The 23,577-nt window shown below is 60.4% G+C and carries 10 protein-coding genes; 7 read left to right on the top strand and 3 right to left on the bottom strand.

Translation table 11 applies throughout. From position 1 onward, the window contains the following. Window positions 1-531: 531 nt before the first annotated feature. The 6 genes from CGLUCO_RS12570 to CGLUCO_RS12545 all read left to right on the top strand — a co-directional run bounded on the left by CGLUCO_RS12570 (window position 532) and on the right by CGLUCO_RS12545 (window position 18,686). Window positions 532-1,731, top strand: a complete 1,200-nt coding sequence (locus CGLUCO_RS12570; RefSeq protein WP_084036587.1) for an IS110 family RNA-guided transposase — start codon at window positions 532-534, stop codon at window positions 1,729-1,731. Between the two features lie 856 nt (window positions 1,732-2,587). Beyond that, on the top strand, window positions 2,588-4,213 hold the full coding sequence (gene pabB, locus CGLUCO_RS12565; RefSeq protein ID WP_232621935.1) for an aminodeoxychorismate synthase component I: 1,626 nt from the start codon (window positions 2,588-2,590) through the stop codon (window positions 4,211-4,213). 151 nt (window positions 4,214-4,364) lie between these two features. Further along, window positions 4,365-8,159: a Rib/alpha-like domain-containing protein gene (locus tag CGLUCO_RS12560; RefSeq protein WP_084036282.1), complete on the top strand. Its 3,795-nt coding sequence runs from the start codon at window positions 4,365-4,367 to the stop codon at window positions 8,157-8,159. 10 nt (window positions 8,160-8,169) lie between these two features. Further along, window positions 8,170-10,557 (top strand): zinc-binding protein, encoded by a 2,388-nt coding sequence (locus CGLUCO_RS12555; RefSeq protein ID WP_084036281.1) that lies wholly within the window; start codon window positions 8,170-8,172, stop codon window positions 10,555-10,557. Window positions 10,558-11,781: 1,224 nt separating this feature from the next. Then, window positions 11,782-13,293 carry an alkaline phosphatase D family protein gene (locus tag CGLUCO_RS12550; protein WP_084036280.1) on the top strand — a complete coding sequence of 504 codons (1,512 nt, stop codon included), beginning with the start codon at window positions 11,782-11,784 and terminating at the stop codon, window positions 13,291-13,293. 440 nt (window positions 13,294-13,733) lie between these two features. Beyond that, window positions 13,734-18,686, top strand: a complete 4,953-nt coding sequence (locus CGLUCO_RS12545; RefSeq protein ID WP_198481459.1) for a Rib/alpha-like domain-containing protein — start codon at window positions 13,734-13,736, stop codon at window positions 18,684-18,686. A gap of 116 nt (window positions 18,687-18,802) precedes the next feature. Here the strand turns inward: CGLUCO_RS12545 and CGLUCO_RS12540 are convergent, their stop codons facing one another. Next, window positions 18,803-20,362, bottom strand: coding sequence for a hypothetical protein (locus tag CGLUCO_RS12540; RefSeq protein WP_084036278.1), 1,560 nt, complete (start codon window positions 20,360-20,362; stop codon window positions 18,803-18,805). Between the two features lie 271 nt (window positions 20,363-20,633). Next, window positions 20,634-21,695, bottom strand: a complete 1,062-nt coding sequence (gene lplB / locus CGLUCO_RS12535) for a lipoate-protein ligase small subunit (protein ID WP_494515792.1) — start codon at window positions 21,693-21,695, stop codon at window positions 20,634-20,636. A gap of 97 nt (window positions 21,696-21,792) precedes the next feature. Here lplB and CGLUCO_RS12530 point away from each other — a divergent pair, with 97 nt between their 5' ends. Beyond that, a complete protein-coding gene (locus CGLUCO_RS12530) occupies window positions 21,793-21,993 on the top strand; it encodes a hypothetical protein (RefSeq protein WP_005394539.1) in 201 nt (66 codons plus the stop codon). Window positions 21,994-22,106: 113 nt separating this feature from the next. Here the strand turns inward: CGLUCO_RS12530 and CGLUCO_RS12525 are convergent, their stop codons facing one another. Further along, the gene (locus tag CGLUCO_RS12525; RefSeq protein ID WP_084036276.1) at window positions 22,107-23,564 is read right to left on the bottom strand and encodes an alpha/beta-hydrolase family protein; all 1,458 of its coding nucleotides are present in this window, start codon (window positions 23,562-23,564) and stop codon (window positions 22,107-22,109) included. Window positions 23,565-23,577 lie beyond the last annotated feature (13 nt).

Raw genomic sequence — 23,577 nt, 5'->3', positions numbered from 1 at the left:
TACAACCTACACCGAAATGCATTGCGGGTGGGGCGCGGCCTGGGGTTTGGGCATCTTTCCCGTCCGCAACCGAGATTGCATGCAGATGTCTCCGCGGATTTTGCTGCCCTCCGCCCGCCGGCAAGGTCCAGTTAGCGGTCGTTTGAGCCCGCCCCTGGCAAAACCTAGACGTATCTTGCCTCCTTTCTACGGGGCCGAAGGTCCCATTACGGTTTAGGCAGTTCCCTGCTGGGGACCCGAGGATTCATGGTTTCTCCCCTTTTGGGGTGGGTTATGTTTGTTCCGGTCCCTGCTTAGCAGCGGGACTCGTCACTGGCTTCGGTATGGCTTGTTTTTGTCCCTGTCTGAAAATGATCCGGGGGGTGATGCCGCCGAAGGCAGTGACATACTTCAACTGCTAATAGGAACCTGACTCGCCGGAATGCCTGGTGAAGTCTCAAGTAATGTGGATGCCAGCGAGAGTATGTCCGACGAACCCAGTGACGATATCTGTCCGTTTCACACTTATATCGCACATGGAGAATCGTCCTCGTGACCTACGATTTCGTCATCGGCATCGATGTCGGTAAATACTTTCATCACGCTTGTGTCCTCGACAAAGATGGTAAACAAGTAAAGTCAAAACGCATTGACCAGTCAGAACATTCTTTACGCAGGTTCTTCGACCTTTTCCTCGCCCTGTCCTCGAAAATTTTGGTTGTGGTCGACCAGCCCAACAATATTGGCAGGCTTACCGTCGCAGTTGCCCAAGACATGGGGATTACCGTTAAATATCTTCCTGGATTGTCGATGCGGCAGCTGTCGAGGGTTCATGTCGGAAATGCGAAAACTGATGTTCGTGACTCATATGTCATCGCGCATGCAGGAGCCAATCTTCCCGATGCCTTGCGCAATGTTGACCGTGTCCAGCAGGTGTTCAGTCAGCTAAAAGTACTCAACGGTATCGATGAAGACCTCGCCCGGTCCTACACCAGGCTGATCAATCAAATCCGCTCCTCCCTTGTTGGATCCTATCCCGAATTCGAACGGGTACTTCGTGGCCAAAATATCCACAGACGGTGGGTGTTGCACATGCTGGCCAAATATGGTGGCCCCACAAAAATCAAACGAATGGGGCGCGCACGCCTGATCGCGTTCGCGAAGAAGTACAAAGCAAGAAACCCCGAGAAAATCATCGATGGCCTGCTGGATGCCATCAAGAATCAAACCGTGTCAATCCACGGGTCGGAATATGTTGAACTCGGTGTCGCCATGTCCGCCACTGATGCCTTGGCAAAGCTTGACCACCGGAAAGTTATCGAAGAAAAAGTAGGCGCCCTCATCGAGGAGGTTCCGCACACCCACATCCTCTTGTCTATGCCTGGCATCGGCCCGAAAACCGCAGCTCAGATCCTCATGACAGTCGGGGACTTCTCGGACTTTAAAACAGCTTCCCACATGGCCTCATACGCAGGACTATGCCCACAGACCAACCAGTCAGGCACATCCATCAACACGAAATCACCGAACAGGGCGGGAAACAAGAAATTAAAGAACGCCCTATGGCAATCCTCATTTTCAGCGATCAGATACCACGAGCGTTCACGCCAATACTACGAGCGGAAACGTAAAGAAGGCAAGAGACACAACGCCGCAGTCGTAGCTCTAGCAAGAAGACGCCTCACCGTCTTGTTCACCATGATGGCAAATCACAGCCTCTACCAAGAACCAGAAAAACAGAAGACAGCTTAACGGGCTAAAACACCCCAGCCGATTGGCAATACGCCAATCGGCTCCCAGGCGTACCCAAAAACAATCCCACACCGAACGTCACCCCCAACAACTACCCCCCTCAGGTTGACGAACTATATAGGAACACCCCCCTGGTGGGCGGATCTGATACTTCATAGAGCTCTACCTTTTGCTCGCACCCCGAAGTACACCCTCCAGAATCCCCAGGTGGCCGCATCTGCCGAGGAACAAACGTCTACCTTTTCCAGCGCTCCGCAGTAGTCCCACACGTAACCACCGAAATAGCTTCCAAAACTGTCACTTGGGCAGCCGCATACGGGGTGCACATACCTCCAGACAAAACTTAACAGTCTGCAGCTGCAAGTGTGTTAAAACCCCAGGTGGTCAAACGTGCTGCCATGCAAAACGGTAACTTTTGTCGCCCCCAGGACGCAACCACCCCCCAAAAACCCCAAAACCCCAGCAGCCCCCGCCAAAAAACCACCACGCACCAAGTCACACCCGTGCCTCCCAGGAAAAAGCAGAAGGATATCCCTGGGGTGCCCACCCATCATTCCAGTCAGGCACATCTGCCGAGGAACAAACGTCTACCTTTTCCAGCGCTCCGCAGTAGCCCCACACGTAACCGCCGAAATAGCTTCCAGAACCGTCGCATGGGTAGCCGTATACGGGGTGCACATACCTCCAGACAAAACTTAACAGTCTGCAGCTGCAAGTGTGTTAAAATCCCAGGTGGTCAAACGTGCTGCCACGCAAAACGGTAACTTTTGTCGCTCCCAGGACGCAACCACCCCCCAAAAAAAACCCAAAACCCCAAAAACCCCCAACCCCCCAAACCCCGCTAAACTCGAACACCGTGCGCGTGCTCCTCATAGATAACCACGATTCGTTCACCTACAACCTCGCCCACCTGGTCTTCCAGGCCGCCGGCGTGATGCCGGAGGTGGTTCTGGCGGAGGACGTAACCGAAGCGCACCTTAATAATGCGGACCGCATCATCATTTCCCCTGGTCCCGGCCGCCCGGAGGAGTACCCGTGGTTTCCGGGCATTTTCCGTGATCCACCCGCCCCCATCCTCGGCGTCTGCCTGGGTTTTCAGGGCATGTGCATGGCCTTCGGCGCCACCCTCACCCGCGCTGAGCATCCCCGCCACGGCGAGGTCACGGAGGGTCACACCCGCTATCATTCCCTCGCCATCACGGACCTCCCCGAAACCCTCGAGGCCACGGAGTTTGCCGCCGATGGCACGCTCATGGCCGCCCGCCACCGCACCCTCCCCCTCATGGGCGTCCAGTATCACCCCGAGTCGATCGCCTCCGCCGGCGGCCTCGCACTCCTCACCACATTTCTCCGCCCCGACCTCTGGATCACCAAGCTTCCCGATACCCCCGCCGAGGTCCTCTTCCAGGCTAACTTCGCCGCCGCGGACAACGCCGCCTGGCTCGATTCCTCCGACGGTGAGGGCTGGAGCTATCTCTGCACAGGCGACAATCTCGTCACGCTCGACCACCCGGGCACGAAGGTCGGGGTCATCACGTACGAGGGCGAGGAGCTCTTCATCGAGGTCACCCGCGCCATCGTCGTCAGCCCGTCGGGCGCCGCCTGGGCCCTCGGCACCGCACCGTGGCAGCCAAAGCTCACCGCCCCGGTTCCCCGCGAGCCGGTCCCGCGCACGCCCCGCACGTTCCGTTTCGGGCGCGCCGCGTACCTGGACAAAATCAAAGCCTGCCAGGAGTTCATTGCCCGCGGTGATTCTTACGAGCTGTGTCTTACTAATTCCATTTCCTTCGCCTTCCCCGCCGATCCGCTCGCGGTGTATCTCTCTCTCCGCCGCGCGCACCCGTCCCCCTTCGCCGCCTACCTGCGCCTTTCTGGCACTGAGGTCCTTTCCACCTCACCGGAGCGCTTCCTTCGGCTTGTCGACGCTCACCTGGAGGCCAAACCGATCAAGGGCACCCGCCCCCGTGGTCACTCTCCCCAGGAGGATAAAGAGTTAGCCCGGGACCTCGCCACCTCCGTGAAGGACCGCGCCGAGAATTTGATGATCTGCGATCTCCTCCGCAACGACCTCGGCCGTGTCGCCGTCCCCGGCAGCGTGCAGGTTCCGGTCCTGTGTGGCATCGAGTCTTTCGCCACCGTCCACCAGATGGTCTCCACTATCACCGCCGAGCTCCTCCCCGGCAAATCGCCTGTCGACGCCCTCCGCGCCGCCTTCCCCGGTGGCTCCATGACGGGAGCCCCCAAGGAGCGCTCCATGGAGATCCTTGACGAGCTCGAGGAGCACCACCCCCGCGGCATCTACTCCGGCGCGATCGGCTATATCGATGCGGCGGGCACGATGGATTTCTCTATCGTCATCCGCACCATCGTCGTCGAGGGAGGGGTCGCCACCTACGGCACGGGCGGCGCCATCACCCGGCTGTCGGATCCGGAGGAGGAGTGGGAGGAGATTCTCGTCAAGGCTCGCCCCATTCTCAAGTAATTATGTGTAGCACCTGGAAAGAAACTGGGCTAACATTAAGACCAGCTGTGAACACCCATTGAGGAAAACCGGTCGCGAAGCATTGTGCTGTTGGGCGTTTGCGCAGGCAATTGACGGTTTGCCTCAGCCCCAAGGAAAGGACCAATCCTCGATGACTAAGCGACGCATCGCCGCCGGCCTCGTAGCCTTATCCCTCATCATGCAGGTAACCCCCGCAATAACCACCCCCGTCGGCCCCGTAGGCCCCGCCGTGGCAGCCGCCCAGGAGGCAAGCGCCCCCATCGACGCCGACGGCATCGCCTCGGGTGCTATTACCAACATGGATCAGCTGGCTGATCCTGCGCTCATCGAAAAGAAGCGTGGCGAAAACCACGGTGGTTTGGTCGGTGGCCGTCTATACGCCCCGACGACGGGTGACTTCTCCACGGTTCGTCAGGGTAATGAGCGTCTGACCGGCTACACCGTGTACTCCCAGTGGATGGATGAAGACGGTGCGGTTTCCCCGGTCTACAAGGCTGAAACGCATGATATTCCTGGTAACGCTGGTGGAGCCGGCTCCTACGTGTTCCACTACCCCAACTGGACCGATGCTAACGGCAAGGAGCACGTCTTCAACGCAAAGCCGTACGACGTGCGTATCCGCATGTGGATTGCCCCCGGCCAGACAGGTCCTGGCAGTGGAGAGCTCTTCACTATCCGCCAGGCACCGGGTGTGCAGCCTGGCTTTATGAATAATGCTGACGGCGGAGCCGGCATGTGGTCGAACATTCCGCAGTCCTTCACCTTCACCGGTATCTTCACCTATGAGGGTCCGTCTGATGTGATGTATGCCAAGGAGGGCGACCCACGTTTCCACGTCGACACGAAGGGTGTTTCCAGTGGTTGGGACGCAAGCGATAAGGGTGCTGTCACCGGTAAAGTCTGGTGGGAGACCGGCAGGGGAGATATAGGCAACTTTGGCTTCCCCAATTCCACGGGTGAGAACTTCGCCAAGAAGGGCGACGCTCGCGTTATCACGTCTATTCTCACCGACGATGGTGTTGCAGCCTTCACGGAGGTTAATAACCTTCCCCGTAGTGAGCGTCTGAAGAAGCAGCAGGAGCTGCTGAAGGCACACCATGAGTACATTGCGGAGACCGTTGCGGCCGAGACCGATGAGAACGGTGAATACTTCGCTCGTTTCAATAAGAAGGACTTTGACAACAAGTATCTGTACCAGTTTGTGCAGGTCAAGCGCGGTGGTAAGTGGGTGACACAGCCTGCGTACTCTTCATACATTGTTCCGATGTACGGAAAGCCGAATGCCTTGATGAATATTCCGCAGTTGTGGCAGGTTGTCCGCCACAACTGGGTGAACATGCACTTTGGTCTTGTTCACCAGCCCACGGAAAACGTGCTGCAGATTGATCCGGAGATCGGTAAGGAGGGCGACAGGCTTATACCGAAGATCGCTACGTACGCGAACCCCGGCGAGGATGCCTACGTTCAGTGGTACAACTCCAAGGGCGAGCCGATCAAGCTCGACGGCTCCAAGGGTGAGGAGAAGATCCCGGTATCCGGTGGTCACAACCTTGCTAACCCGCTTGAAGAGGCAACCCTGACCGTTCCAGAAGTGACAGAAGACGATACATACAACGCGCGTCTCATCTACAACGGTGCAATCGTTGGCGCCGACTCTGTCGCTGTCGCCCCCAAGACCAAGGTCGAGGGCGCGCCTAAGGAGGTCGAGCCGACCGATGCAGATCAGGATGCCGGGCTGTGGGTTAGGAATCATACCGCGCAGACAGGAGTGCAGGCTGTGGACGAGGATGGCAATGATATCCCGGTCGCTGTCGACTCCGACGGCAGGGTTAGCGTCACCCCAGGTATTCGCGTTGATGGCCCGATCACACTAATGGTGGAAGACCCGGATCTGAGGTACGGCAAGGCCACCTATAAAATCCCGGTAATCGGCCACGCCCAGGGCAAAGATGACAACAACTCGGACAGGACTAATGCCGACATTTACGATCCGCAGGCCAAAGATCAGACGGTAAACACCGGTGAGACTCCGAGGGCTGAGGATTCCATCGCTAACCTGAAGGATCTGCCGCGGGGTACGAAGGTTTCCTTCAAGGATCCGGTCGACACCAGCAGGCCGGGTGACATGCTGGCAACGGTCATCGTCACCTACCCAGATGATTCCTCCGAAGAGGTTCCGGTCCGCGTCACAGTAAGGGAGGATCTGTCGAGAGAATTTGATCCGAAGTATGACGATCGTGCGGTTGTGAAGCAGGGCGAGCAGACTACTATTCCCGCTCCGCGCACTCAGGATGGTCGTAGGCTGCCAGCGGGTACCAAGTTTGAGAAGGGCGAGTATGGCCCTAATTGGGCGGCGGTAAATCCGGAGGATGGCTCTATTACTGTGATCCCGGCCCCAGACGTTGCGCCTGGCAAATATACGATTCCGGTTATCGTCACCTACCCAGATGGTTCCTCCGAAGAGGTCCTGACATCTATCACAGTCGTCGAAGCTGACCCCGACTCCGACGGCGACGGCTACCCCAACAGCGTGGACGCCGACCCCTCCGACCCAGCCGTGTGGCTGGCGACGAAGGTCCGAACCGTCTACCCGGAGGTGTGGGTCCGCCCCGGCGAGACCGCTACGAGCGCCCAGCCTTTCGAGGACCTCACCGAGACGCAGGCCGTGGAGCGCCGCCCCGCCACGGGCACGAAGTACGAGCTCAGCGCGGACACCCCGGCAGAAGCACAGGGCATCACCATCAACCCAACAACAGGCCAGGTCACCGTCGCTGCCACCCAGGACGCGCAGCCCACGACGCTCGCCGTCCCCATCACCGTCACCCGCGCAGGCCACGCCCCCGAGCGCACGACCCTCACCGTCCGCATCATCGGCAAGCGGATGAGCGACACGTACGCCCCGGCGCTGCCCCCGACAGCGAACATCACCGCGGGCAACGGCGTAAAACTCCCGGTCACCGCCACGAACCCCGCCCTCCCCGCGCGCACGACGTTCACCGTCACCTCGCAGATGCCGGCGGACTGGATCGCTGCGGTTGATCAGGCCTCGGGCACGGTCACGGTCTACGCGCCGTTCGCCGCCCCGGTCGGCGCGAAGGCCACCGTAAACCTGCTGGTCACCTACCCCGACGGCACGACGGACACGCTCACCTCCGAGGTCACCGTCGACACCGCCACCCCGCAGCCGTTCTACGAGCAGACGCAGCTCCGCGCCGGGACGCAGGTCAGGGCCCCACTCAGCGGCGTCGATAAGCTCCCCCGAGGAACCACCTTCACCCTCCCCGGCCAGCTCCCCGCGGGTCTGACCGAGGCGACGCTCGCCGCGGACGGCACCCTCACCCTGACCGCCGACGCGACGGCCCTCCCCGCCATCGCCACCTTCCCCGTCACGGTCACCTACCCCGACGGCACGGGCACGACCCTCACCGCAAACGTGCAGGTCCTGAGCCCGGGCGGCCACCGCACCCTCGCCGAGGACGACACGATCCCCGCCGTCTCCGGCACCACCCGCGCGGCCGGCATCACCCGCAGCAACCCGACGGAGCAGGTCTCCTACACCGTCACCGACGCGCCTCGTGGCTGGTCTATCCAGGTGCTTGCCGACGGCTCCATCCAAGCGCAGGCTCCTCACGGCACCGCCCCAGGAACCAAGGCAAAGGCCACCATCCAAGCCGTCTACCCCGACAAGTCGACGACATCCATCCCGGTCACCATCACCGTCGCCGGCGACGATTCCGGCGGCTCACCGGGCGACACCGGCTCGTCCTCCACAAGCGGCATCGTCGGCATCGTCACCGGCGTTGTCGGCGGCCTGCTCCTGCTGCTCGCCGCCGGGGTCGCCGCCGTAGGCATCAACCCCTCAATCCTGCCCCCGCAGGTGAGAGACATGATCGCACCGTACGCACCATGGATCAACGGAAAGTAGGAGAGACACAATGAAGATTGCAAAGAAACTCACCGCCGTTGCCACCGCGCTCAGCCTGGCCGTCGCCTGCGCCGTCCCGTCGGGCGCCGGTGCCGTGGACTTCCGGCAGAACTCCGATCCCGAGCGCTCCTCCTTCTCGTATACCAAGGACGGCACGGTTGCTGGTGACGTGAGCATCCAATCCCTGCCGATGATCCGTGTCGACGGGCAGGAAGTGAAACTAGAAAACTTCTCCGTCCCCGCCGGCGAAAACCCGCTGGTCAACGTCTACGAGGATAAGAACGTCAAGGTAGAGGACACCCGCGCCTTCGACGATGATGTCTACACGCACACGGTGACGGTGACGAATACCGCCGACACCGCGAAGCAGATGCAGACGGACATCTACACCGGCATCGGATATGGCAACAATTCCGGCGATGCCTATTACACACCCGACGGCGTGGACTTCAGCGGCGGCGAGTACGCCCCGCGCGTGTCGTTTAGCGCGACGGGGGAGGACGTTCTTGCGGACGTCTTTAACTGGAAAAACCAACGCAACATCGTGCTGAGGAAAGATCCCTACGTCATTTCTCCTGGCCTTGACTACTACGACCTGGCCCGATCCTTGCAATTCCTCCGCCTCGACCCCGGCCAGAGCATGACGATGACCGTGAAGCTCACCTTCACCATCCCGCCATCGGCCCTGGACAGTGACGGCGACGGGCTCCCCGATGACTGGGAGACGATGGGCGTGCCGCTCGAAAACGGCCAAACCCTCCCACTGCAGGCCTGGGGCGCCGACCCGCACAAGAAGGACATCTTCCTCCAGCTCAACTGGATGAAATCGGAGATGGAAACGCAGGGCTGCCTCGACGCCTTCGGTCGCCCGCGCGCGGACGTCGACAAGGTCACCGACTATTCCTACTGCACCGGCCTCGACTCCCGTTCCCACGCCCCGACGATGAAGGCGCTCGAGGACCTCGTTAAGCTTTTCGACGATCATGGCATCAACCTGCACATCGATGCCGGCGACATGGTCCTCGGCATGCCCCGCGAGGCCGGCGGCTTCGGCGGCCCCCGGATGGACTACGAGAAGTACTACTTCGGCACCTACGACGGCGGCGGCGACCACGGCAAGCTGAAAGACCAGCTGAAACTTGTCGAAGGCGCCCGCCAGTCCGTCTTCCGCCTCGGCACCCTTGTCGATTACCTCTGGGGCGAACCAACCGGCACCCCCGTCCGCATCAGTGGCCTCGGCCAGATGCCCGGCACGAGCTTCGCTGTCGGCAACTTTGAGGGCATGAACTCCGACCACGTCCGCAACACGATCCTTCACGAGATGGGCCACACCCTCGGCTTCGGCCACGCCGGCAGGTACTACCCGGACAACCCGCTCAACGGCAAGAACTACGTGCCGAACCATGTCAGCGTGATGAACTACCTGTACCAGTGGAGCTTCTTCGACTACATGGATCACCTCGCCACCAACTCCGATCCAGTGAGCACCGTCCCGTACACGTGCCCGCTGAATGGCTGCTTCACCGGTGCGTACACCGTGGAACCCGAGTGGGGTCACCTGACCATCGGTAACTACCCCATCGGCACAGTCACTGATTCCATGTTCCTGCCCACCCCACCCGTGCGGCCGACCCCGCCGCCGGCACCAGAGAAGCCGCACACCGAGGCCACCATGCATGACCTCGAGGTCGTCTCCGCCGAGGCCAACAAGGGTGTGGGCGCCATCGACATCGTCACCAGCGAGTTGGTCAAGGCGCGTAACGATAACTTCATCGAGGTACAGGTGCGCAACAAGGGCGCTGACCTGCACCAGTTCTCCGTCCTCCTCGAGTACGGCGACCACGTCCAAAAGGAGCCGGTGTACCCCGTCGGCGCCGTGGAAACCGACGCCGAGGACGCCAACGCGTCGGTGAAGAAGTTCCGTATCGACCCGAGCGAGCTCAGCGGCGACGGCCTCGCCGTCACCGCGCACCTTGTCAACCAGTCCGGCGAGGTCGTCCAGACCGCCAACGCCACCCTCCCCGTCCTCGACCTCACCCGCAAGGACCTGGAGAAGGCCGTAAAGGAAGCGCCTGCCGAGAAGAAGAAGGATGCCAAGCGCCTGCTCCGCAACGAGGAGACCGTCGACACGGCCGTCCGCCCGGTGGAGAAGTCGAAGAGCGAGGAGCCGACCACCAGCACCGCGCCGACCTCGACGGAGCCGACCCGCATCACTGCCTCCCCGCAGCGCACCCGGCCGTCCACCGTCCCGACCTACGAGAAGCCGACTCCGGAGCCCACTCCTGAGCCGACGGACGAGGGGCTCTCTACAGAGGCGATCATCGGCATCGTCTTCGGTGTCATCGGTATCGGCACGCTGGCAGCCGCTATCGCCGCCTTCCTGCAGGGTGCGCTCTAGCGCCCACGCCAACCCCAACAGTGGCCATAAGTAGGCGACGGAGCGCTAAGTAGCGAACGTGCGAATTATGCCCAAATTTGTGGGCATAATTCGCCCAGGCACCCCGAATGTGGCCGTGTACGGGATGATCTCGTGGACGAGCGGAGCCAGCGGGCGTTCGTCTCTGTATTTTTGCGTCTGTCACTGTATTTTGGGCGATCGTCTCTGTATTTTCGCACCCGTCTCTGTATTTTCGCACCCGTCTCTGTATTTTCGCGCCTGTCACTGTAAAAAGAGATACACTGACAGACCTGATCGAAGATGGGGGCGCGACAAGGACGGCGCGGTAGTTGCCACTCTTGAGCATGCAGCGCCTTTATCTGCGAAGGAAATCTCGGTGCGTACAGGGATCAAATTAAACACGCTCCGACCGATCCTGCGACGTCTCATTGGATCTGAGCTCATTGTCGCAACTGCTCCCGCGACAAGTAGGAACAGAAAGTATGTGCTTGCGTAGGTAGAGGTCCATGGCCGAATCTGACTACCTAATCTGGCTGCGCAAGCTAAACCATAGCGTTGCCCTGTAGTCCCTCAATAGCTCCTCCGCGCGCCGGGCCCGCCGGGCGATTGGTCAGCCCCATCGAACCACGCCATCCACCGTTCCCCGGTCGCACCGGATACGCAACCCGCGAGGCTCGGCTTCGGACCCGCGTTGCCGGGGTTGATTTTCGAGCTTCATGTTTCCTGTGAGGTGCCGAAGCCAAACCCCTCCGGTGGTCATACATTCAGGGCTGATGTTTTACACCTCCACGAAGGCATCGCAGTGACCATTTGCTGGCGCCGGAGAGCTCGGCAGCAAATGTGACAAGGGGACCCAAATATTTTAGGCAAAATCCGTGTTTTACTTCGCGTATTTGCCCCAGTTCGCCAAAAAGCGAGAATCACATCCGGCCGACTCTTGGAGAGTGCCGCCCCGGGGAACCCCACCACATCGCGCCCGAAACAATTCCCAACCAACCCCACACGTCCACAACTACGTGGCGTACGCCGACTCCGCGTGTTTCCCCAGGTCGTCGGTCGCACATGTGCGACTAGTATCCATATTTCTTTAAGGCAAAATCCGCCCAGGCGGCATGAGCTCAGGAAGTGCTACCCACCGCTTACCGGCCCCGCGAGTAAACCCCGCGTGAACTCTTTATGAAAACACCGCTTTTACCCTAGCCACCGCGCGGTTGACCAACCACAATGAGGGGCATGGGGATCACGCGCAGGACGTTCTTAGCCACGGCGACAACCGCAATAGCTGCAACGATGGGTGTCGCCCGTGCACAGTATTCGGAGTACGACGAAACGTCCAGCGCCTTCCAGCACGGTGTCGCCTCCGGCGATCCGCTGCCCACGGCGGTCATCATCTGGACGCGGCTCACCACAGACGAGGCGGTAGCAACAGTCGCCTGGGAGGTATCCACCACGCCGGATTTCCGCACCATCGTCCGCCACGGCGAGGCGCTCGCCCGCGAGGAGCACGACTTCACCGTCCACGTCGATGTCACGGGGCTTACGCCCGGCACGGTGTACTACTACCGGTTCCGCGCAGGCGAGGACACCTCCCGCACGGGTCGCACCAAGACCGCTCCCACTGACGCGGAGCGCGCCGTCTTCTCTGTGACATCCTGCGCGAACATGGAGAGCGGTTATTTCAGTGCCTACTCGGAAATCGCCCGCCGCGCCGACGAGATCGATGTGGCTCTCCACCTTGGCGATTATTTCTACGAGTACGCCAGCGGCAGGTACGTGGGCAAGAGCGGCATCACGCGCCCGCACGAGCCGACGTGGGAGTGCACGACGCTGCAGGATTACCGCACCCGCTACGCCCGCTACCGCCGCGATGCCGAGCTTCAGGCGGCGCACGCGGCGGTGCCGTGGGTGGTGACCTGGGACGATCACGAGTGTGCGAACGATTCCTGGGCGGCCGGCGTGGATCTTCAGCGTCGCGACGCGGCGATGCAGGCGTACCTGGAGTGGATGCCGATCCGCGCGACGAGCCCGTCCGCCGGTGGCCATATCTATCGCAGCCTCCGCTTCGGCGATCTTGCCGAGGTCTCCATGCTGGACCTGCGCACATATCGCAGCGCCCCCGCGCGCTTCAAGTCTTCCGACCCCACCCGCCAGATGCTGGGGTCCGAGCAGTTCGAGTGGCTCACCCGCCAGTTGACCACGTCGGATGCGCAGTGGAAGCTGATCGGCAACTCGGTGATGATGGCCCCGCTGCAGATCCTCGGCACGCCGCTGACGGAGTACCTCGGCCACGGCATGGGGAGCCTCCCGCTGAACCCCGACCAGTGGGATGGCTACCAGGCGGAGCGCGCGCGTCTGCTGGAGCTTGTCTCCCGCACGCCCGGGTGTGTGTTCCTCACGGGGGATATCCACTCGGAATGGGCCAACGAACTCCGCTTAAGCGGTTCCGCCCCCATCGCCCCCGAGTTCGTCTGCACCTCCGTGTCGGCGCCGAATGTGGACGATAAGCTGCGCCTGCCCGCCGGCAGCGCCACGTCCCGGGGCCTCGCCTCCTACGTCCGCAGCGTCAACCCCCATGTCCGCCACGTGGAGTTGGATGCGCACGGATACATGCTGGTCACGGTTACCCGCGAGGATGTCCGCGCGGAGTGGTTCCGGGTCGCCGATGTAGAGACTAAGGGCTCCCCGTTCACGCGCGGGGCGGTCGCCACGTGGGACGGGTCGGTCCTCACCGTTTAGCTTGTCGACGTCCCCCCGCCAGCCCCGTACCGCACTCGCGCGAGAATTTTTCCCTCCGCTTTGGGGTAGTTCCCCCCCCACCGACAAATAAATTTAGACCTATTTGAGAAAGCTGCCCCCGGGTACCTGTATGACATAGCTCACCTGGGAAGGATGCACACTTTTCCTTTAGCCTGCAATAAAAGGCCAGAGTAACAGTGCAAACACCTTAATGGAGGCTATTCATCCCCAGAAAGATATATTCAAATTACCTGTAAAAATATGAAATTGGTACATTGCAGCTGAAAATAAACTGGGTTACACTTGTACCCAGTCGTGTTAGTTGGACCAGACAACTGCAACGGATTGACCGCCCTTAGCTGGCGCGGAAGATCTAGCGACGCGAACGTGGTTTTGACGGGCCGCGTTCACATAAATCTCCAAGGAGGGAAGAATTTAACATGGCTAAACGAGCCTACGGAAAGCGGCGCAAGGGTATCTCCATCGCCGCCGGCCTGGTGGCCCTGTCTCTCGTAGCACAGGTTGCGCCGGCCACAGTTCTACCAATTAATCCTGCAGTCGCAAGCGCTGCAGAAGCAGACGCGCCACAACCCGCAGAAACTGCGGGTGCCCCGATCGATGCTGATGGTATTGCCTCAAAGGCAATCACCAATATGGACCAGCTTGGCAACTACGCGCTAGTTAAAGGCAAGCGTGGCCTTACCCACGGTGGCATGGTCGGCGGTCGTCTTTACTCCTCCACCACCGGTGACTTCTCCACGGTCGGCCAGGGCAATGAGCGCCTGAACGGCTACACGGTATACAGCCAGTGGATGGATGAAGACGGCTGGGTTTCTCCTGTCTATAGCGCTAAGACCGCCGATATCCCCGGCACTGCAGGTGGCCCGGGTTCCTACGTGTTCCACTACCCCAAGGTCGTGGATAAGAACGGCGTGACGCACGAGTTTGACGCCAAGCCGTACGTTGTTCGCATCCGCCTGTGGATTGCCCCAGGCCAGAAGGGACCTGCCGGCGGCGATCTGTACACGCTTCGCCAGGCACCGGGTGTGCAGCCCGGATTTATGAATGAATCCAACGGTGGCGCAGGCTGGTGGCCGAACATTCCGCAGTCCTTTACCTTCACTGGCATCTTCGCCTACGAAATGCCCTCTGACCTCATGGTGAAGAAGGGCGCGGACGGTAAGCCAGACATCCGCGTGGATGAGGCCGGCTACCCCGGCGATACCTGGTCTTCTGCAGACCGTAGCTCCGTTTCCGGCCGTGTGTGGTGGGAGACTGGCAAGACTGAGCAGGGCACTATCACCTTCCCTGTGTCCACTGCTGAGAACATGGCAGATAAGGGCGAAGCCCGCGTCGTCACTTCCATTCTCACTAATAAGGGTGTAGCAGAATTCCGTAAGCTTGAGAAGCTCCCGCGCGGCGAGCGCATTAAGGCTCAGCAGGAGCTGCTGAAGAACAACCCCGGTTTCATCGCAGAAACCGTTGCTGCGGAGACCGATGACAAGGGCCGTTACTTCGCACGCTTTGAAAAGAAGGACTTTGACAACGAGTTCCTCTACCAGTTCGTCCAGGTAAAGCGCGATGGTAAGTGGGTTACTCAGCCTGCATACTCCTCCTACCCGGCACCAATGTTCGGTGATCCGACTGCCACGATGAACATTCCGCAGCTCTGGCGCGATGCTCGTCACAGCTGGGCAAACATGCACTTCGGCCTCGTTTCGGACCCTGAGAACACCGATCTGCAGATCGATGAAGACGTTGTCTACGCAGGCAATAAGGTCACCCCGAAGATTCAGGCACTCCTGAATGGTGGCGAAGAAGCCTACATCCAGTGGACCGACAAGAACGGCAAGGTCGTCCAGGTTGACGGCAAGGACCGCATTGATGTTGCCCCCGCTGGCTACAACATCAACAACCCCTTTGAGGCTGCTACGCTGACCGTTCCGGATCAGGCAACGCTTACCAAGTCCGGCAATGACACTTACACCGCAACGCTCTACGTGAACGGTGCCCCGGTTGCCGCTGACTCCGTCGCTGTCAGCGTGAACGGCCCGGATTCTGATGCTGCTAAGTACAACCCGTACTACGAGACCACGTACATCTGGTACAAGAAGCTGGACGAGAACGGCAATGTCGTCAACGCGACGTTGGATGATGTGAAGAAACACCCTGAGATCATCCTCGATACCGCGACAACTGGATGTAAGAACCAGACAACTGCAGAGGCTCCCGCAAAAGGAGGCGTAGAGAATCCTGGTTGCTCCAACATGGTTGGCATCGCTCGTATTGCCAACATCAATGACATCCCGCATGCAGCAAATGCAGCAGACGGAAAGGGAATCAAGGAGGTCACGGTAACCGGCGTTGAGGCTCCAAGCCTCTTCGGGAAGCTTGATCTCAACCAGAATGGTGGTAAAGGCAGTGGTTGGGCCGGTGGTAAAGGTGCTGGCAACCACGCTGCCGATCCGGTCATCGCCAATCCTGAGGCTCCCAACGTTAAAAAGGCAATGTCGGCATTAAAGCTTGACGATTCTCGCACCGAGAGTGACATCGCCGTTGGTATCAGGACGAATGCCGCTACTGTGGGCACTGCTCAGAATGTCAAGGTTCGTGTCACCTACGCTGACAATTCTTACGACGACATCATTGCCCGTTTTGTTTACGGTGATGAAACCACTCGCCCGTCGGATGAGCCGACTGCCGAAGACCGTGACAAGTTCGATGTCTCTTACAAGAACACCGAGGCAAAGCCCACTGAGAAGGCATCGGTCCAGCCGAAGATCACCACGCGTGATGAGGCCGGTAACGAGAAGGCCGCTGGGGCTGAGAACGTAACTAAGTACGAGAAGGCCGGCAGCGTTGAGGGCATTGACGATGCTGACTGGACCGTGGATGAGACCACGGGTGAGGTTTCCTGGACTCCGCAGGAGGGCACTGCCCCCGGCAGCTACACCTTCCCGGTGAAGGTCACCTACAAAGATGGGACGACCGAAACCACCACGGCAACCTTCACGGTCAAGGACGATGCCAAGCCTGTGACTAAGCGTCTTGCTTACAAGAAGACCACGGCTCCGCAGGGTGAGGAAACCAAGGTAGACGTGCCCACTGCCGACGGTAAGACCCTCGAGGGTGCTTCCTACACTATGACCGAGGCCGACAAGGCTCAGTTCCCGTGGGTAACCGTGAACTCGGATGGCTCTCTCACGCTGAATCCGACGGCGGATACTAAGGAAAAGAAGGGGACGCCGAAGGGCACGTACTACGTGCCCGTCATGGTGAAGGAGGCCAACGGTGGCGAGCAGATCGTCTACGCCGAGGTCGAGGTCACCGATGAAATTGCCAAGACGGAGAAGCCTACCGTCAACGCGCCTGTTGCAGGTGCGAAGAAGATCACCGGTACGGCTGAAAAGGGTGCCGAAGTTACGGTCACGTTGCCTGGCAACAAGAAGGTTAAGGCAACCGCTGACAAGGATGGCAACTACAGCGTTGACGTGCCCAAGGGTGTCACGCTGAAGAAGGACGACACGGTCACCGCTGTTGCTACCTCCCCGAACAAGAAGCAGTCCGATCCGGCTGAGGCAAAGGTGACAGCGAATGACGCCGAAACCTACAGCCCGAGCTACGAGGATGCTACCGGCCAGGCCGGTACGAAGAAGAAGGTACCTGTCAAGACCGACAAGGATCTGCCGAAGGAGACCACCTTCGAAATCCCCGAAACGGCGAAAATCCCGGAGGGCTGGACTGTTGAGGTCGACCCGACTACCGGTGAGGTATCGGTCACCCCGAAGGCTGACATCAAGACGAACACGGATGCAACAATCCCGGTCACGGTTAAGTACCCGGATGGTTCCTCCGAGACGATCAACCTGAAGTTCACGGCAAAGCCGAAGCCGGTTACGCCGGTGGAGAAGACCACCGAAAAGCCGAAGGTCAACGCGGTTACTGAAGGCGACACTGAGATCACGGGCAAAACCGAGCCGAATGCTAAGGTCGTAGTTGAGCTGCCTGATGGCACCACGGCGACCGACAAGGCCGGCGAGGATGGCACGTTCACGGTGAAGCTGCCTGAGGGTAAGACTGTTCCGGCTTCCGGCACGGTTAAGACCACGGCAACGGCACCAGGTAAGAAGGTTTCCGAGCCGACCAACACCGAGATCACCGCTAAGGACACGACGACTGCTCCGAAGGTGAACCCGGTCAAGGAGGGTGACGATTCCATCAGTGGTGAGGCTGAGCCTGGCGCAACCGTGACGGTGACGCTGCCTGATGGCACCACGGCGACCGACAAGGCCGGCGAGGATGGCAAGTTCACGGTGAAGCTGCCTGAGGGTAAGACTGTTCCGGCTTCCGGCACGGTTAAGACCACGGCAACGGCACCAGGTAAGAAGGTTTCCGAGCCGACCAACACCGAGATCACCGCTAAGGACACGACGACTGCTCCGGAGGTGAACCCGGTCAAGGAGGGTGACGATTCCATCAGTGGTGAGGCTGAGCCTGGCGCAACCGTGACGGTGACGCTGCCTGATGGCACCACGGCGACCGACAAGGCCGGCGATGACGGCAAGTTCAGCATTCCTGTTGACAAGTCCAAGCTGAAGGAGGGCGACAAGATCACCGTCGTCGCTGAGAAGGAAGGCCAGAAGCCGTCCGAGTCGACAACTGTCACCGTTGGCCAGAAGGATCAGACCCCCGGGTTCGACACCACGGTTCAGCCTGGCCCGGGTGAGTCCAAGGTCATCCCGACCAAGGACGGCAGCAAGGCTCCCGCTGGCACGACTGCGAAGGTCATCGACGGTCCTGGCACCGCCACGATCGACAAGGACGGCAACCTGGTTGTCACTCCGAATAAGGATGCTAAGCCTGGTGACAAGATCAAGGTTCAGGTGACCTACCCGGATGGCACTACCGAGATCATTACGATCACGGTTGGTATCGACATGGGTCTCTGTGTTGGTGCTTCCGCTGCATCGGCTATCCCGCTGCTGCTCCTGACCCCGATTGCCCTTGGCCTGGCCATGGACAACCAGCAGGTGAAGGATATGACTGCGGGCTTCGGCAAGCAGCTGGAGGATATCAACACTGGTATTCAGAAGACTCTGGGTATTTACAACCCGGCTCTTGCTCAGCAGTTCAAGGTTCAGGTTGCTCCGCATCTGCAGAACATTGCTTTGGCGGCTGGTTTCATCGCCTCCATTGGCCTTCTGGCTGGTGTAGCCGCGTCGCAGTGCACCGTTCCCACTGAGGGTGGTTTGTCCAGCGATAAGAATGCGGATCAGGCGAAGCCGACCGCGTCTGCGCAGCCGACCACAGAGGTGCCTGTTTCTGAGGAACCTACCTCCGAGGCTCCTACCTCTGAGCTTCCGACTCCTGAGTCGCCTGCTCCTGAGGCATAACTAAATAACGCTTCTTCCACGGGCACCTAGTGCCCAGGGGAAAAGTGAAACAAGGTAGCGCCCTGGCCGCACACGGCTGGGGCGCTACTTTTTGGTCAACCCGGGGCGATGGTGGTTTACCCGTTCTTGTCCTTCAAAAGCTTGGTCAGATTGAGAGCGGGGAACAAGGAGAGCTGTGTATCGTCGGTTACGTCGCAGCGGCGGGCGATGTTGGCGTTAATCCGGTTGCGGCGGACGATGAGGCGTAGGAGGGAGCGGTTATTGGCGTTGAGCTCCTCGCGGTGCCAGCGATGGTTCGAGATCATGTCGATTGCCGTGCTGATCACGGAGTCCGCACTCCGCTTGGGCACCTCGATGGGGGAGGCGATGAAGGCGGGGCCGTCATCGTCATAGGACGATAATTCATAGTCGTCGAAGCGATGTTGGAGCGTGTCGCGTATTGTGTCCACATCCATCACGTCCACCTCTTTTAGTTTTCCCACGTTTTCTATGGCCAACAACGCCAGGTGGTCCTTTCGCCAGTCGCGGGTCACGGGATCGTAGAAGAACCCCCAGCCGTCGCCGGAGTCCATGAGGAGGAGCCGCCCGTGGTAGTAAAACCGGGGCTCGTTGGGGTCGAATTCGATTGCCGATGCCTCGTCGCGCCACCTCACCACGGCGCTGGTGTGGGGGTAGTTGATGCCCGCCTCGTCGAGGAGTTCCAGCGCCTCGAGGAGGGAGTCCGCGTCCTGCTGTTGATTAATGACACTTTTCCGCATCTCCTCCCACGGTTTGGAGTGGAATTCGGAGTAGCTTTCCCAGTAGCAAAGGTAGGCGAGAAAGGTACGGGCCCATCGCCTGTTGCGTGGGTCGTACATGTACCAGTGATGCTTTGGATCCTGCATGATGCAGATTCCGGCGCTGGAGTAGTAGGTTGCACCCTCGCACGGGTCATCGTCCGGGACCGTCTCGAACACCCGACCGTTGGGGCCCTCTACCTCGCGGTCGTAGGTGTCATCGAGAATTTTTGTCTCGGCAACCACCTCGGCCTTCGCCTGATTTTCCCCGATGTTGTAGGGCCACAAAAGCCTGTTTCCAAAGGTGGGTGTGTAGCCGTACCAATCGTCTAGGGCCTCCATGGATTCGGGATCGTTGTAGATAAATTCGTCAAGAAAATGCCGCTGTCCGTAGTCGTCGTCGGTGGAGATGTGTTTCCACTCGTCGCGCAGCTGTGGGGCGCGGTTGCGGGCCTCGTCCGCGTTGAGGGTTTCGCACTTGCCGGCCCACGCGGTGTCCATGAGCCAGTTGGCAAGCGGTGTGCGCACCCACTCGTCGCAGGTGGGATCGTAGAGGAAGCGGGTGTCGCGCCCGTCGTCCATGATGAGGAGCATTCCGGTGCTCACATACAGGGGTGCCGGGGGAACGTTGCCCCATTCGGAGCGAAGTGTTTCACTGTCCTCGTCTTCGGGCTTCCAGGCGTTTTCCCACTCGTCGTAGGATTTTTGGATGTCCTCGAGCTTGGCCTCGGCCTCGTCCTCGTCGAGTTCCTCGTGGGGCACCTTGTGGCCACGGCGGTTGAACCATTCGGCAAAAGAAGTGTTTTGCCAGTCGCTCATGCTGGGGTCGTAGAATCCGCTATCGCCAGGCCCACAGTCGCTTAGAAGCAGGCCTGCAACAACGTAGTAGTGGGTCTCCATGAGACAACCTTTCACTTGTGGGGTGGTTGCCTCGAACACCGGGGCAACCAGTGTTTAGGGGGATTGGTGGTGCGAGCGCACCGGAGAATGTCGCAGCGAGTGCGACTAGCAATCGTGGGGGAGTCAAGGGTCGCGCCTGAAAAAGATGAAGAAGAGGCTATACGCCCGAAAAATATTTTGTCCCCGATTGCAAAATTAATGTTACACCCCCGAGCGGTTTTATGGAACCTCGAGATGCCAGTCACGGCCCCGAGGTACCCCCGATTCCCCCTTACGGAATCTTCTTCGTCCACTCCTCGGTGCCGTACTTCTCCTCAACAAGCCGACGCGCGGCCGCAAGGTCTTCCTCGCTCAGCTCCGCGGGCAAGGCGCCGTAGCGGGTGGCAAACTCGCCCACCATGGTGTCGATGATCTCCTCGCGGGGGATGCCCGTCTGTCGCCGCAGCGGGTCGACGCGCTTCTTGGCGGAGGCGATGCCCTTGGATGCGGTCTTCACCTTGCCCACGCGCAGCACCTCCATCATCTTGTCGGCGTCGATGTTGTAGCTCATCGTCGTGTGGTGAAGAACGGTGTGCTTGCGGCGCTTCTGCGCCGCGCCGCCGATCTTCCCGCCGGTGGAGGTGATGTCGTTGATGGGCACGTACCAGGCGTTCACACCGAGCTTCTGCAAATTGGCGAGCACCCATTGATCCAGGTACGCGTACGAATCCGCATACGAGTACCCGGCCACGAGGCTGTCCGGCGCGTAAATGGAGTAGGTGATGCAGTTCCCACCCTCCATGAACATCGCGCCCCCGCCGGACATCCTGCGTACCGGTACGATTTTATACTTATCGACGCCTCCCTGGTTGAGCTCGTTGGAATAGCTCTGGTAGGAGCCGAACACCACCGCCTTGTCGCTCCATTCCCAAAAGCGCAGCGTCGGCGGGCGCGTGCCGTCGGCCACCTGGTCCTGGATGACCTCGTCGAGCGCCACGTTCACCGGTGTCGGCAGGGGGCCGGGGCGCAGGATCTCCCAGGTGTGGTCGGTGAAGTCCGTGCCACCGGAGACAGCGCGCTTGACGGCCGTGGCGATGTCCTTCGTTTCGAATCCGTGGAATTCCAGGTCCTCGAACTGTGAGAGTGCCTTGTCCAGTCGCGCAGTCATGCCGTCGGTAGGCTCCTTTATGGATAGCCCTTCAAACGCCGGGCTGATGGCCTCGTAGGCCTCCTCCGGGTCGAGGAAGAAATCGCCGGAGACCTGGGCTTTGGTGATGATGTTGTCCTGGGCGTCCACGTCCACGACAATCAGCTTGCCGCCGGGGACCTTGAGCTCAAAATGGTGAGATGTCATGTCCCCCAGCGTAGTCATTTAGGCTGACCTTAGATAAGGGTGGCAAGTGGGAACGAAAGTACTTTCTGTTTCTCGGCCTTCGGGGTAAAAATAAGTCATGAGCAAAGTGATCAGGATAGCCATCGTAGCCGTTCTCCTTGTGGGCATCGGTCTTGTCCTCGGCCAGATGATTGCGGGCTGGCCAGAGCTCTACGCCGAGCTAGGAAGGAATGTCATCCTTATCGGGTTAGGTGCTATGTGCATCTATATGGTTGCGAAAGTCGGACGCTCCTCTGCCGGTGGGAAGAATCCTCGCTAATCCGCGCGTACTCAGTGCGCAACGGCGCAATAAGGGCGCATTTATAGAAGCAGGTAGAAATGTTCCTGTGCCCTCTCGCGGCGGGAGTGGTGGGAGGCAGCTGCCTGTCGCTTCTAATCATCCAGCCCTAGCACGGCTCGCCATACGGGGATGAGTTCCTCGTGGTAGGTGTGGCCATGGCCGCCGGTCTGGCGGTGGGAGATCGGCATGTCGACCAACAGCTGCCAGCCGGTGAACAGTGGCCACCACACGAGGGCGGGGGTGCGGTCGGCACCGGGGAGATGGTCCTTCATCCAGCGGGGCGGGAGGAAGAAGATCGGCCAATCAAAAAAGGCCACTGGATCTGAGGGGTGCTGGACGAAGCAAATTCGTGGTGTCGCCCATCGTTCCTCGTAAGCCATGCCGCGCCAGTCGGTGGTGAGGTGTGCCGGGGTGGCAACGAACCGGATGTGCGCGCCGCCGTCGACAACAGGAAGCGAGTGGGGAGTACTGCTCACGCGGGTGATGATCGGGGTGAAACGAGGGGTGCCGGTGAAGACGGCGCCGTCGACACGCTCCAGGAGGTCATCGTTACTCGCCGCACCGTAGGCACCGAGTGATTCCCCAGCGATGTACACGCCGTGGCTGCGCCGGTCGAGGATGGCTGAGAGGAGCTCACGCGCCGCGTCGACAGGCGTGGAGCGGTCCGCAACGTAGGTGATGGGGCTTTGCAGGTAGGAGTACTGCATGGAGACGCTCGCCACGTTGCCGTCGGTGAGGATCTCCGGCGCCGCCACGTGCCACGGGTTCACCCAGCCGGTGCCCGTGGAGATGTGGATGATGAGGTAGTCGCGTTCCCATGCCCCGGTGCGGTCCATTTCAGCGAGGATGTCCCCCACGGAGGCGGAAATTCCGCCGTAAATACGAACCGCCGAGTCCGATCCACCGGACACGAATTCGCGGCCTTTGGCGCCGAGGGACTCCCAGGACATGAGGGAAGCGGGGGAGCCGGAGCGCAGCGGCGATGTCGGCCGGGCGAGGGTGGGATTAATAAACAGGTTGAGCTCTTCGGCCTTCTGCGTGATCCGGGAGGAGAGGCGCCGGACGATGAGGAAGCGGGTGCCGATGAGCCACGTCGTCGCCGTGATGGCCAGCGCCGACAGCGCCGGAACGGGGACGCGGGGGCGGCGCGGGAAGGCGCGGCGGATGAGACCACGCACCCAGCCGAACTGCGCCTTCATCACCTCCCCCACAAGGACGCACTCGGCGTAGCCCGCGGTGCCGAGGACGGCGCCGACGGCGGTGTCGCGCACGGCGGGGCGGGGCGACTCCACCAGGTCGGCGATCTCCCGCTGCCGGAAAATGGAGCGCACGAGGGCGACGCCGGTGATCGCGCCGGTCAGCGTGAGCGGTGCGCGGAAACGGCCGCCGATGGAGCGCGACACCCCGGCGGCGATGGCGTGGCCTGCGGCCTGGCATCCGGCGACGTTGAGGGCGGTCTGCCACATGCGGCGGGGGAGCAGGGAGGGGGACAGGGCTGCCCACGTGCCAATTTCTGCGCCGAGGAGAGCACCACGTCGGAAGAGTCTCACGCCTTAAAGGTTA

It is taken from the genome of Corynebacterium glucuronolyticum DSM 44120, from assembly GCF_030440595.1.
Taxonomy (GTDB): Bacteria; Actinomycetota; Actinomycetes; order Mycobacteriales; family Mycobacteriaceae; genus Corynebacterium; species Corynebacterium glucuronolyticum.
This window is presented reverse-complemented; position numbering and strand designations above follow the sequence as displayed.